At 60.7% G+C, this 13,292-nt stretch carries 11 protein-coding genes; 6 read left to right on the forward strand and 5 right to left on the reverse strand.

The genetic code is table 11. The annotated features are described in order from the left end of the window. The first annotated feature begins 57 nt into the window (after positions 1 to 57). Together M0D67_RS29280 and M0D67_RS29285 are read left to right on the forward strand one after the other, a co-directional pair. The gene (locus tag M0D67_RS29280) at positions 58 to 891 is read left to right on the forward strand and encodes an oxidoreductase (protein WP_266240672.1); all 834 of its coding nucleotides are present in this window, start codon (positions 58 to 60) and stop codon (positions 889 to 891) included. 120 nt (positions 892 to 1,011) lie between these two features. Beyond that, positions 1,012 to 2,427 carry an MFS transporter gene (locus M0D67_RS29285; protein ID WP_233469128.1) on the forward strand — a complete coding sequence of 472 codons (1,416 nt, stop codon included), beginning with the start codon at positions 1,012 to 1,014 and terminating at the stop codon, positions 2,425 to 2,427. Positions 2,428 to 2,499: 72 nt separating this feature from the next. Here the strand turns inward: M0D67_RS29285 and M0D67_RS29290 are convergent, their stop codons facing one another. The 3 genes from M0D67_RS29290 to M0D67_RS29300 all read right to left on the reverse strand — a co-directional run bounded on the left by M0D67_RS29290 (position 2,500) and on the right by M0D67_RS29300 (position 6,072). Next, complete coding sequence (locus M0D67_RS29290; RefSeq protein ID WP_266240673.1) at positions 2,500 to 3,141, reverse strand: MAPEG family protein; 642 nt, start codon at positions 3,139 to 3,141, stop codon at positions 2,500 to 2,502. A 156-nt stretch (positions 3,142 to 3,297) separates the two neighbouring features. Then, complete coding sequence (locus tag M0D67_RS29295; RefSeq protein WP_266240674.1) at positions 3,298 to 3,942, reverse strand: carbonic anhydrase; 645 nt, start codon at positions 3,940 to 3,942, stop codon at positions 3,298 to 3,300. A 510-nt stretch (positions 3,943 to 4,452) separates the two neighbouring features. Then, entirely contained in the window at positions 4,453 to 6,072 is a 1,620-nt protein-coding gene (locus M0D67_RS29300) for a methyl-accepting chemotaxis protein (protein WP_266240675.1), read from the reverse strand. Between the two features lie 530 nt (positions 6,073 to 6,602). Here M0D67_RS29300 and M0D67_RS29305 point away from each other — a divergent pair. Then, a complete protein-coding gene (locus M0D67_RS29305; protein WP_154561162.1) occupies positions 6,603 to 7,055 on the forward strand; it encodes a cupin domain-containing protein in 453 nt (150 codons plus the stop codon). 25 nt (positions 7,056 to 7,080) lie between these two features. On the opposite strand, the gene M0D67_RS29310 is transcribed toward M0D67_RS29305, so the two are convergent. Beyond that, the gene (locus tag M0D67_RS29310) at positions 7,081 to 7,680 is read right to left on the reverse strand and encodes a hypothetical protein (RefSeq protein WP_171929397.1); all 600 of its coding nucleotides are present in this window, start codon (positions 7,678 to 7,680) and stop codon (positions 7,081 to 7,083) included. Between the two features lie 442 nt (positions 7,681 to 8,122). Then, complete coding sequence (locus tag M0D67_RS29315; RefSeq protein ID WP_233469127.1) at positions 8,123 to 8,902, reverse strand: YoaK family protein; 780 nt, start codon at positions 8,900 to 8,902, stop codon at positions 8,123 to 8,125. Positions 8,903 to 9,288: 386 nt separating this feature from the next. Here M0D67_RS29315 and M0D67_RS29320 point away from each other — a divergent pair, with 386 nt between their 5' ends. The 3 genes from M0D67_RS29320 to M0D67_RS29330 all read left to right on the forward strand — a co-directional run bounded on the left by M0D67_RS29320 (position 9,289) and on the right by M0D67_RS29330 (position 13,239). Continuing rightward, positions 9,289 to 9,684, forward strand: a complete 396-nt coding sequence (locus tag M0D67_RS29320; protein WP_171929396.1) for a response regulator — start codon at positions 9,289 to 9,291, stop codon at positions 9,682 to 9,684. 11 nt (positions 9,685 to 9,695) lie between these two features. Next, positions 9,696 to 12,173 carry an ATP-binding protein gene (locus M0D67_RS29325; RefSeq protein WP_171929395.1) on the forward strand — a complete coding sequence of 826 codons (2,478 nt, stop codon included), beginning with the start codon at positions 9,696 to 9,698 and terminating at the stop codon, positions 12,171 to 12,173. A gap of 136 nt (positions 12,174 to 12,309) precedes the next feature. Beyond that, positions 12,310 to 13,239, forward strand: coding sequence for a LysR family transcriptional regulator (locus M0D67_RS29330; protein WP_266240676.1), 930 nt, complete (start codon positions 12,310 to 12,312; stop codon positions 13,237 to 13,239). Positions 13,240 to 13,292: the final 53 nt, after the last annotated feature.

Below are 13,292 nucleotides of genomic sequence, written 5' to 3' on the forward strand. Positions count from 1 at the left end.
TAGCCCATTCGTTCAGACTAGTATGCATTCTCCAGACACCATTCGGGAGAAGCTTCAGTGGCATCCAGCAAAATTCTGCTCATCACTGGCGTCAGCAGCGGCTTCGGCCGTGCGCTCGCAGGAGAGGCGTTAGCGGCGGGACATAAAGTCGTCGGGACTGTGAGAAGTGCGCAGGCAAAGCGTGATTTCGAGTCTCTGTCCGCGAACGCTGCTTTTGGACGTGTACTTGACGTGACTGACTTCGATGCCATCGAGGGCATCGTGGCGGAAATTGAAGCGAGCGTCGGACCCGTGGACGTTCTGGTCAACAATGCCGGCTACGGGCACGAAGGCATCATGGAAGAATCGCCTTTGTCCGAGATGCGCAGACAGTTCGATGTGAATGTGTTTGGCGCTGTCGCCATGATGAAAGCCGTCCTGTCCTTCATGCGTAAGCGCAGACGTGGCCACATTCTGAATATCACGTCGATGGGCGGTCATATCACCATGCCCGGAATCACCTACTACTGCGGAAGCAAATTCGCGCTGGAGGGTATCTCTGAGGCGCTTGGCAAAGAGGTCAAGCCTTTCGGCATCGCTGTAACAGCCGTCGCGCCAGGCTCGTTCCGCACCGACTGGGCGGGTCGCTCGATGACGCGAACGCCCCGTTCGATTGCGGACTACGACGCTATCTTCGAGCCCATCCGCAAAGCGCGTGAGGAGAAGAACGGCAAGCAATTGGGAGATCCCCAAAAGGCGGCACGCGCGATGCTCGCCGCAATCGCAGCGGACCGCCCTCCCGCGCATCTTTTGCTCGGTAGCGATGCACTCGGGCTCGTGAGGGACAAGTTGTCCGCGTTGGGAAATGAGATCCGTGACTGGGAGTCTGTTACGGTCTCGACCGACGGCTGAAAGACCGCTGGAGCAGGGAGGCTGTCGCGTACCTGATCCCTCGCCGTCGGGCCCGGAAAGCAGCGGTCCGCAACCGGGACATGGCCGTTTGCTGTCGCCCCTCACTATCACAACGGAAACATGCATCGTCCCACTAGTGAAACACCAACGTCTGGAAACGTTGATCTAAACAATGTGGAAAATGTTGAGGTAGCATCATCGAACTCAACAGGGGAGAAAGCGGTGTTTCGGCGAATCAAATCTCGTATAGACGCAATCGCCCCCGCTCTTGCCAGTCTGCTTCTCAGCGATTTTCTGACGATCCTGGCAGACATGGTTGGCTATATCACGCTCCCTTGGTGGATCGTTCATCGGGGCGGTGCACATGACCTTGCGATCTACAGCGTAAGCATTGCCATCACCACGATTTTTGCAATGCCGCTGCTTTCGCCGCTTGGGGACCGATACGCCAAGAGACCGCAGATTGTATGGGGTGTCTGCGCTTTGATGGTCGTTGCCTTTACCCTCGCTACGCTCGCCTCGCTGTCCGACTACCGACTTATGCTCATCGTCTGCATAGGCGTGGCCACCGTAATAGCGAAAGCTTTCATCGATCCGGCCAGTTCCACCATTTCGGCCGAACTTGTTCCGGCGAATCGTCTGGCCGAGGCGCTTCGTCTTCGTAAGTCGACGCAAGCGGCTGGTCGTGCCTTGGGACCGGCACTGGCTGGAGCAACACTCGCCTTGGGCGGTATCGCTGCAACATTCTGGATGAACGGTATTCTGCTTGGCGTCGCTGCCTACGTGACTTCGCAGCTTCCATCCCAGTCTGAGCATAGCGACCACCATCGCGGGTTAGCCCGTTGGTGGGAAGACCTGCGTGCTGGACTGCACGCTAAATGGATCGTCCCGTTGGAGCGCGGCTGGACACTTGTCAACTTCCTCGTATGGATATTCCAGGGGCCGGCAGTCGGCATGCTGATCCCGCTTAAAGTCCAATCACTCGGGCTGTCGGGTCTCTGGCTGGGTGGTTGCGAAGCGGCCTTATCCATAGGTTTGCTAGTCGGCAGCTTTCGTGGTTCTGACGCACTGGTAAGCCGGTTCGGCCGATTCAATGTCCGCGTGGGTGCCGCTATGTGCGAAGGGCTGGCACTTGCCGTTTCGGGCTGGGCCCATTCACCAGTCTTGCTAGTACTTGCGCTTACCTGTGTGGGTTTCGCCAACGCATCGATGGGGCTCGTTGGCGCGACTCATCGGTCATTGGCTATCCCGCAGAATTTCCGCGTGCGCATTCTCGCTGCCAGCATGATGACCACACAGATCGCCGGCATTCTTGGGCCGATGATCGCAGGTGCGGCGCTCACGCATTGGGCGGTAAGCAAGGTCTATACATGCTTCGGTCTCGCCACCTGTCTGCTGGCTTTCGGCTTTGTCCTTATCCCTCGATCGCGTGAATTCTTTGCGCTTAATCACGATCAAGTGAAGGATTGGTTTCGTCACGAATATCCCGATGCGTTCAAAACACCTACAGCATCCGCATCGAAACAAACTACGTAGATCGCATCGCGACAGGAACAGAGTGCCATCGGCTCGGCGAATCAAATGGCCGGCTCGACCGACTCCTTTGAATCAACCCGCTTTCACCGGACGCGTCCCCCAAAACAAGACCGCCTCGATCGCGAAAAATGCAACGAGCGGCGTAATGGCGCCCACCGTCCCCGCGATCTCGCTCCCAAACCGGCTCGTTACATACAGCAGCACGATCATGCTGATCGCCATGCCCGGCGCCCCGAGTCCGCGCATCGCGGCGCTGCGATGGTAGCCGAGCCAGAACGCGGCCCGCGCGACGATCCAGACCACGGTCGTCGCCACGACCGTGCGCATGGACGAGCCGTCGGGACAGTAGGCGGCCAAGCCGAACAGCGATGCCGCAAACACGATGATCTGCTCCACCGTGTTCTGCAGGTATCGTTGATTGATGCGCAACCTGCGTGTCTCGAAGCCCGCCAGCGGATCGAATGCGGGCGAGGTCAATCGTTCGTGCGCTACGGCTTCGACGCCCGTCACCAGGCAGAACAGCACGGCAGCACAGCAGCATTTGAGCGTCAGAAGCATCCGCGCACCGAGGCTGTCCATGCCCGGCAGGGGCGACATCAAAAGATCGATGCCGAGCCAGAGCCCCGAGGCAAACAGCGACGCGACTGCGATGCCGGCAATGCCGACGCTGCGCTGCCGTCGAAAGTCGGACGCGTGATAGGTCGGGTTGGTCATGGATTTTCCTCCGAGCGTTTCATGCGGGGGCATCGGCCTCGGCCAACTGCGGACGGCTATCTTCAGCATATACATAGCCCGGAAGCAGATTTTTACTTAAACAAAACAAAACCGCCGTACGGCCGCTGGCACCCGTGCACGGGCAAACCCACTCGTTTAGATGAGTGCAATCTTGCCGGTGGCGAGGTCATACATGCCGCCAACAATGTCGATCTTCTTGCTCTCGTAAAGTTTTTGGACGATCGGCGGTGAGCTCTTCAGTCGAGCCATTTGCCGTCGCACGTTCTCGGCGGCCGCGTTGTCCAGCAAGTTGCCGGTCTTCGTCTTCTCGGCGGCGATGACGGCCGGCTTGATCGCGGCGATGAGTCCCGGCAAATGACCCGGAAGGACCGCCTTGGCCTTCAGCACTTTGATTGCGGCGTCGACTGCGCCGCATCCGGTATGGCCTAGCACCATGATGAGCGGCACCCCCAGGAACTGAGCGCCGTATTCGAGCGATGCAAGCAGATCCGGGTTTACGATGTTGCCCGCGACGCGTAAAACGAAGAGATCGCCCGGCCCCTGATCGAACGCGAACTCCGGCGCCACACGCGAATCGGCACAGCTCAGGATCGTGGCGATCGGATACTGCCCCTGCACACGGGCGGCGCGACCTGATGAAAAGTCGCGCTCGTTCGGCGTGTTGGCGGCGTAGCGCGCGTTGCCATCCATGATTCGCTTCAACGCGTCCGCAGGCGCGATCGAGTTGGGTGGTGGCGATGCGCCGGGTGCTGGCGGCTCGGCCGCGATGGCGGCACCCACGCTCCAGGGGAGGAGCGCCGCGAGTGCGCCAGTCTTCAGGAAATCCCGGCGCGATACTTGGGGCTCGTGCTGCGCATCACCACAGACATCACACATTTGAATGCCTCCGTCAGTGCTGGGCGCATCCGGCCGCAAACAGGTGCCTTGTTGCGTCGCAACGCAAATGGCACACCGGTCACCTGCTATGTGTACCTCACGTGGTGGTCCAACGCCACGCGGTAGATCAACCAACTTGCATAGGTCCGAGTCTATACCGTCGCCAGGCGCAGTGTCCGGAAAATCCCACGGCTGCGAAGAGCAGACCGTGATAGCGTATTGCGAACTCAACAGAGTCCGGCATTGTTAGAGGTCCGTCAATACGGCGTGCACGCGCGTCCCAAATCAGTGGAACTAAGCCGGGACAAACCGACCCCGGGCGTTGACTCGGGAGAGTGTCTGGACGACATCGAGAAGCATGGGTTCCACATTACCGATGCTCACGTTCGCATTACTGACGAGGTAGTTTGATGCCTACGCGAACGCCACGCGGCGCGGCGTCGAAGCCGACGCGAACGATGTGCCGCCGCTAGCGTCTGCGTCGTTCACCTGGAAGGCCGCGGCTGCGCGTTGCAGGCTCATCGCCTGCTCCTTCAGCGACTGCGCCGCGGCCGCCGCCTGCTCGACGAGCGCCGCGTTCTGCTGCGTCATGCTGTCCATCTGCGTGACCGCGAGATTCACCTGGTCGATGCCGGCGCTCTGTTCCGCCGCGGCCGCCGCGATCTCCTGCACGACGCCGGTCACACGCATGATCGCGTCGCGCGCTTCGTCGATCGTCGAGCCGGTGTTTTCGACCAGCGTTGCACCACTGCCGACGCTGCCCACCGCATGACTGATCAGCTCGCGGATTTCCTTCGCCGCGGTCGCGCTACGCTGCGCGAGGCTGCGCACCTCGCTCGCAACGACCGCGAAGCCGCGGCCCTGTTCGCCCGCGCGTGCCGCCTCGACCGCCGCATTCAGCGCGAGGATGTTGGTCTGGAACGCGATACCTTCGATCGTTGCGATGATCTCGACCATGCGGCCCGATTCGCTCGAAATGCCCTTCATCGCCGCGACAGCCTGCGTGATCATGTCGCCGCCGCGGTTCGCGATTTTCGCGGCGTCGGCCGCAAGTTCGCTGGCGGTGCGCGCGTTGTCCGCAGTCTGGCGGACCATCGCCGTCATCTGCTCCATGCTCGACGCAGTTTCCTGCAACGACGCCGCCTGGCTCTCGGTGCGCGCCGACAGGTCCGCATTGCCGTTCGCGATCTCGTTCGCGCCGCACGCGACGTTGTCGGATGCATGCTTGATCTGGCAGATGGTGCCCGTCAGCGCGTCGCGCATTCGCTGCATCACGTGCAGCAGGCTCGACGTGTCGCCGTCGCGCGTGCGAATCGCCACCGTCAGGTCACCCGATGCGATTGCGTCCGCTACATTGGCCGCGTAGGCCGGATCGCCGCCGACCGTGCGCGCGATGCTGCGATTCGTCACCGCGACGAGCGTCACGAGCACCGCCGACACCGCCAGGAAGATCGCGCCGATCAACCACAGCGATGCCATGAACGCAGCGTCGATGTCGTCGACATAGGCGCCGGTCGCGATGATCCAGTCCCACGGCGCATAGCGCACCACGTAGCCGATCTTGCCGACCGCCTGCGCCGACGCCGCGCCCGAATGCGGGAACACGTAGTCGACAAAACCGCCGTCCGGCACCTGTGCAGCCGACGCGAATGTCACGTAATGGTGGCGGCCATCGGCATCCGCGCTACCCGCGAGATCCTTGCCTTCGAGAGCCGGCTTGATCGGATGCATCACCATCTGCGGCTTCGAGTTGATCACGAGGAAGTAGCCGTCTTCGCCGTAGCGGACGCCGCGCAGGCGTTCGAGTGCCTGCTTGCGGGCATCCGCCTCCGGCAGCGCGCCGCTTTGCGCCAGCGCCGCATACTCCGTCACGATGCTGAGCCCGACGTGCGCGACGTTCGTGAGGTCGTGCTTACGTTCCTCGATGCGCGTCTCGCGCGACTGCCACGCCGCCGATACCGAGACGGCGAGCAACGCGATGAGGCTGATGATCAGCGGCAGCCACAGCTTCTGCGTAAAACTGAGCTTGTGCATCCTGAGTCCTCGTGCAAACGAATGGAAATCGCGCAGGGCTGCCGTGCGAAGTGGCATGTGTATGGGCGCGCCTGGTGGCGCCGATGGACTGTCCGGCGGCCATCCAGGTGGTTCCTGTTCGAGTTATCGGCGGATGCGAGCGAAAGTTTCGTCCTGTGAAACCCTCGGTTAACACCTTGCCGCTGCCTCCACCCCGGCTTCGCGCAGAAAATTCGACAATGCCGTGCGCGAAAGCGGATCACACACGACGGTCACGGTCTCCGCTGTAAGATCGAGCCGTTTTATCGTGCGGCGAAATAACTGACCTGAATCGCGTGCGGTCAGGAACGCAAAGCCCGCATCCAGCGCCACCACCCTGCCTGCGCCGAATTGGCGTGGAACCGTCCCCCTGAGACTGCCGGACAGTTGAGAGGCGCATAATCCTGGATGAACCGCGTTCCTTTTGGTCGGCGGACGCGCCGCAAGCGGCACGCCCCTTACCTGCAACGCTGGTGGACTGACGAGTATCCTTAATCCAAAGGAGTTCGAAAATGACACTGAACGGCGCGGCTCCAATCGAACCAATCAACATTGGTCAATTGAGCATTCAGTACCTGGTCGATGGAACTGCCACGGGCGGGATGGGTGTTTTCGAATTGACTGTGGGGCCTGGTTCACAAGTCCCACCGCCACATAGCCACACGCGTAACGAAGAGTGCGTCTATGTGCTGGAGGGCATGCTTCGGTACTCGGTCGACGGGGTTGTCCGAGACCTGGTACCGGGAGAATGGATGTTTACTCCGCGTGGGTCGGTTCATCACTTTAGCAACCCGCACAATGACACGGCCCGCGCGCTGATCGTTCTTACGCCCGACATAGGCGCCCAGTATTTTCGTGATGTCGGGGCAATCGTAAGCGCCGGCGGGCCGCCCGACCGCTCAAAGCTTATCGATGTCATGTCAAGGTACGGATTGGTGCCGGCGGCACCACCACCATCGCCTTAGCGAGCGTGGTCCATCCGGGACTCGACTAACGGAAGCCGTAGACCAGGACCTTTTTCCCCTCAAAGCTTTCTTGCACACCTTGCTCGCAATCCGGTGGACACACTGCTTGGCCGTCCATGCTAGCGCCTGCCACAGTGACCGCCCTGTAGACAACGGACTCGACGAGCGTCCCGTCGGCAGCGACGACGATGTTCAGATCAGTCTCGACGCCGGCCGGCACGGCTCCGCCTGCGGTATAGACGATTTTCATCGTGCCGGTGCAATCGGAGTTCACCGTGTAGGTTCCGGTCTGGTTCGGATTAAATGTAGTCTGCCCCCCTTTCGGCAGACCGCCGATCACCCCGAAGTCGGTGCGCGTAAAACCGCCTGCGCCGTCGAACGTCACCAGGGCGACGTCATCAAGGATCGACGGGGCGGTGTACGGATGAAACGTACCATCGGCAGATTTCTTCAATCCAAGTATCTCACCGTGACCGATAAAACTAAACGGTCCCCTTAGCGTTGCGTTCGAGCAAAGGCCGCCGCGGTCGCCGCGGTCGCCGGGGCCGCCGGCCTGCGCGGCGCCACTGAGCGAGAGAAGTACAACGGCGATTGCTGACAAAATGCCTAAATGCTTGATCTTCATGGTCATCCCCTTGTTACCGAACCAGGCACGTAACATCACAGCGCGCAGCGGGCTATTGCCTGGCGAGATGAGGCGCCCAATTCAAACAAATGAAATAAAAAGCGGTCGCAGTGTTACCGGCTACCGCCGTTTGCCGAGCAAGCGATGAGAGAACGAGAGGCCGTCGGTGCGACCGCCTGTTCCCGAGCGTGAGGCGAGAAAGCCCATGCGTGGGCCAATGTAATGAATGGCGAAACTCTTCACCAGGCAGTCATTTTTTGCCCGGTGTCGGCAGACACGTGCGGAAAGGGTGCACGAAAGTCCGCGCAATTGTGACGTCGAGGGTCAGCCATGCTTTAGAGTCGCATAGTAAAAAGTAGCGTAGTCCACGCTATTCGCAGATGCCAGATGAAGATCGGACAAAAGGCAGGCGCATTCAGCATTGCGCGGTGCGAATGATGAACTAGCGCGCTTGGCCGGACACTCGATCGCGGTTTGAGACCTGGCCGCGAGGCCCGGATGTGGCGCCGCGCTCGTCCGCTGTGGTGCCTGACAAGCGGCCTGATAAGACGCGCCGAAAAATGTCGAGCAACGCAATGAAAAGAAAAGTGGCCGGCACGCCTAACGCCGCATCGTGCAGGCGGCGTGTAGTCAAACCGCCCACCACGGCGCCGAGCGCGAAACTGAGGCTGATCGTGCCGAGTACGACCGCCTCGCGTAAGCCGGCGGGGTCGCGTTTCGGTATCGTCGATTCGAAAAATAGCTGGATGCTCCGCCGCAAATTGCCGGTGGTCATGACCGACGTATAGGTCACCGTTCCGGACTGCATGAAGAACATCGTTTGCAACGTCGCGACGAACGAAATGCCGGGTATCAACCAGAATTCGGGCAGCCCTTTCAGCGCCGCTGCCGCTAGAAACACGATTTCGAATATGAGTGCTGCGATGGCCGGCTGACGGACCCAGCGTGGCGTCATCAATTGCAACAGACGCGCTGCCAGAATTCCGCATGCAAAGCCGACGAGCGGCGAAACATGTCTCGACGCCTGGTGCCAGTCACCGGCGGCCAGGTTGACTGCCATCAGCACGATATTGCCGGTCATCGAGTTGGCGAAGACCTTGCCGTGTCCCAGGTAGGTGAACGCGTCGAGAAAACCGCCCGACAACGTCAGCAACACTGCCACATTCAAATGCGCCTTTGCCGCTTCCATGTCCATCGAGCGCATCATTTCTCGAAGATTCATTTGCTTTCCTTTAGAGCATTCAGGATTGGGCAGTCCGCTCGGCAAGGTCGCCGCATTGCGGGCCGCGCCGTGATAAATATCAGATGACGTGGTTTGTCCGGCGCTGCAGGAAGATCATCTATTGCACGTATTGCCTGCCTGGGCTTCGGTCGTTGCGTTGACGTCCGATGACCGCATTTCATCAACGGGCCGTTACCTGCGGGTTTCAGTCATGAACGGTTCGGTTGCAATTGAAATGAGGCGGTCGCTTCACTCCGTTTCATTTGTAACTTTGGGCGAGCGCACTGAAACAGTGGCGAGACGGGCAGCCGCTTTAATACGTCATACAGTGCTGCGGCGAGCTTGCCTCGCCACCTCGCGGTCGCTTGAAAAGGGGTATTGGGACGATGGAAACCAAAACAGATATTCTCGTAATCGAAGACGATCCGTTCATGCGCGATCTGATTGCCTTGTCGCTGCGGGATGCCGGATATCGCGTCCTCGAGTGCAATGCGGCGCACGCGCGACGTCTTGACGAAACGGTCTCTGCGAAGGTCGTCGTCGTCGATCTGAATGTGCCGAAATCCGGTTCGATGGAGACCATCAATGCACTGCGCGCACGTTTTCCGCAGGCATCGATCGTGGCGATTTCCGGTTACTTCAGGGGCGGCCCTGCGATGGCCGACGCGGCCATCCGGCAACTTGGAGTGGAGCAGGCACTCGCGAAACCGTTCGGAGGCAACGAGCTCGTCGCGTCAATCAAGACGCTGCTTGCGCCGTTGTCCATGAATGAACCTCGATGAGGCGGCTTGACATGACCGATACGGAACGGGCGAGACAAAGTTTCGCGTGGCCGGGCAGATACTGGCTCATCACATTGGGCGGCGGTCTGCTGATCGTTTTGCTGTGGATCGGCGCGGCGACCGACATCATGCGCTCCCGCCGGCTCACGCTCGCCTACAACGACCACGAGCTGTCGAGTCTCGTGAGCGCGCTCGCGGAACAGACTGCGCGCTCGCTGCAGGGCGTCGAATTCATCCTTGGCCGTACTTCCGTGTGGGCGCTCGATCCGGCGCGCACGCAATTATCGCCCGATGAGTCCCGCGCATTTCTGCGTCAGGAAATCGACGGTGTACCGCAGATTCGTCAACTCGAGATTTTCGATGCGGCCGGCAACCGGGTCGCGACAACGCTAACGGCGCCAAAACCCGTCAATGTCACAGGCCGAACGTACTTCCAGCAACTACAGCGCGCGCACGGAGATGCACGGGCGATCAGCGAGCCCATTGTGAGCCTCGCAGACGGAAGACCGACTTTCGCTCTCGCACGGCGGCTTGAAGACGCACAAGGTCAGTTCAGAGGCGTCGTGGTCGCGCTGGTCGAAAACGAGTATTTCCGCAACTTCTATGAACAGGTCAATCTCGGTCCCGGCACCTCGATCCGCCTGCGGCGCATCGACGGAACACCGGTTGTCGTGTTCGAAGGACAACCGGCGGACCACCCTTCGCGGCACGTGCGTTTAGCGCAGCGAGCGGTAGTCGGTTTTCCACTGAGGGTTGAGGTTACCCGCGACGAAGCGGTGGCACTTGCAACGTGGCGCACGTCGACCATCGATGAACTGATTGGCGCGGCTGCACTCTCGTTGTTCGTCGCGGTGCTCGCCATCGCGCTCGTCAGGCAGGTTCGGCGCCTCGCCCGGGTCAATCGCCAGTTGCAGTCCAGCCAGCAACACTGGCGAGTCGTGTTCGAGAATGCGCCGGCGGGCATCATGCTGCTGCGTCCGCACGGCTACTATCTGAGCGCCAATCCCGCATTCCAGCGCATGATCGGGTATACGGCGGCCGAACTCGCCGAATTGACGGCTGCGGATATCTCGCATCCCGACGACATCGAGCTCACGCAACGGTTCATCGACCAGTTGATGCGAGGCGAACACGACAGCTTGCGTTTCGAGAAGCGCTATCTCCATCGCGATGGGCATGTGGTCTGGACCGATATGAACGTTGCCCGCCTCACTGTCTCGACGGAGTCCCCGGATCGTTCATCGCCGCAACTCGAGGACGTGGTCGTCGCCACCGTGGAGGACGTGACGCAACGCCGTGAGGACGAAGCGGCGCGTCGCCAGCTGGAAAGTCAGCTCCGGCAGTCGCAGAAGCTCGAAGCGCTCGGCACGTTCGCGGGCGGCATCGCTCACGACTTCAACAACATCCTGGGGGCGATACTCGGCTATGGCGAGCGCGCCCTGGATGCGATCGGGGAGGGCACGCCGGAGCGGCGCTATATCGAGCAGGTGCTGAATGCCGGCGATCGCGCACGATCGCTCGTCGAGCGAATTCTGACTTTCAGCCGCAGCGGAATCACCACCCGGATGCCGGTTCATCTCCAGCCGGTGGTCATGGAGACCATTGAACTCCTGAAGGTGCGGCTGCCGGAAACCGTTCAACTCGAGGTTCGACTCGATGCGCGGGATGCGTTCGTAGCCGGCGATCCTGCGCATATGCACCAGGTCGTCATGAACCTGTGCAGCAATGCGATTCACGCGATGCCGGACGGCGGCACACTCCGCGTCGAACTGGCGCTGCAGCACCTCGATACCCCGCGATCGCTATCGCACGGCGCTGTCGGTTCGGGCGAGTTCGTGCGGCTCACGGTGCGCGACACTGGTGTCGGCATTTCCCCCGATCTGCTCGAACGCATCTTCAATCCTTTCTTTACCACGCGCAAAGCCGGCGAAGGCACGGGGCTGGGTCTTTCACTTGTCGAGGGCATCGTTCGGGAATACAGCGGCGCGGTGGACGTGCGAAGTGTCGTCGGAGCGGGCACGCACTTCGACGTCTATCTGCCGGTGATCGACGCAGTGGCCGTATCGGTTGCTCAGCGCGAAGCGGCTTTGCCGCATGGTGACGGACAGACGGTGCTGCTCGTCGATGACGAAGAGGCGCTCGTCGCTCTCGGCGAAGAAGTCCTCGCGGAACTGGGCTATGAACCGATCGGTTTCGTTTCGAGCGAAGCGGCGTGGCAGGCGTTCAACGCGAGTCCTCAGCGCTTCGATGCGGTGATCACCGATCAGACCATGCCGGGTATCACGGGTCTCGAACTGGCCACACGCATTCGCGCGGCTCGCCCTGACGTTCCGGTAATTCTTGCCAGCGGGTATAGCAATGCCGCCCTGGAACGCGACGCGAAAGCGGCCGGCATCGCCGATGTGCTGCGCAAACCGCTTCGGCAAGCCGATCTTGCGTGGGCGATGAATCGCGCGCTTTCGCAGCGGGACAACGAAGGCGCCGGATGATGTGTGATCGGCTACGGACTGGGAAGCTACGCCAGCAGTTCGCGACGCGGTGATTTCAGTTTATTGATTTGAGAAGCGGAGAACGTGCTTTAGCTCGTTCGTCCGGGTCTCACCAGAACCAGAGGCATTGTCAGTCATGAACCTTCGGCACCTGCAATTCTTCGTCATGCTAACGGACGAATTGAATTTCAGCCGCGCTGCAGAACGTCTTCACGTCGCGCAGCCGGCGTTGAGCCGGCAGATCAGTTTGCTGGAACAACGCCTCGGTGCACAACTGTTCGACCGCAGCGGCCGTCCGTTGAGGCTGACGGAAGCGGGGCATTATTTCAGTGCCGAGGCGCGTCAGCTACTGGCCAGCTATGAGCGAGCCACGCTCGCCACGCGTGAGATAGGGTGTGGCAAACGGAGTTGGCTAGGCATTGGCTTCACGCGCTCGGCGATGTATAGCGTGTTGCCCACAGCGCTCAGGGCCTTCGACCGCACTCATCCTGATGTCGAACTCAAACTGTTCGAGATGCTCACCGAAGAACAGGCAGATGCGCTGCATGAACACCGCATCCACGTCGGCATTGGACGGCAGGCGCAAACCGCAGCAGGGTGTTCCTCGCTACTGCTGCTGCGTGAACGCGTGATGATTGCGCTGGCCCACGATCACCCGCTGGCGGGCAACAAGGCCGTGCGCATCGCGCAGCTGGCGCAGTCACCGCTTGTGCTCTATCCGAAGCATCCCAACGCCCGCTTCTCGCGCTTTATCGAATCGTTATACCTGGACGCGGGAGTGACGCCCCGCGTCGCGCACCATGCCTATGAGATTCAGACCGCAATTGCGCTGGCGGGGGGCGGACTTGGTGTCACTTTCGTCGGTGAATCGGTTGCGCGCCATCGTCGCCCGGATGTGGTCTACCGGCCGCTGCAAGGCGTCGGCGCGTCCCGGACCACCACGCTGACAGCGAGTTTCCGGAATGACGATCTCACGCCCCATTTGCATGCATTCCTTAAAACGCTGGCGCCTCACGACAGCATTCCCGGCGCGCCGGCACCCAACTCTATAAGAAAAAAGACATAGAAGCATAACAAGCTGGTCTTGGACCGTCCCCCGACGGATTCGTAACATGACCC

Origin of the sequence: Paraburkholderia sp. SECH4, from assembly GCF_030511745.1 — a bacterium.
Classification (GTDB): domain Bacteria; phylum Pseudomonadota; class Gammaproteobacteria; order Burkholderiales; family Burkholderiaceae; genus Paraburkholderia; species Paraburkholderia madseniana.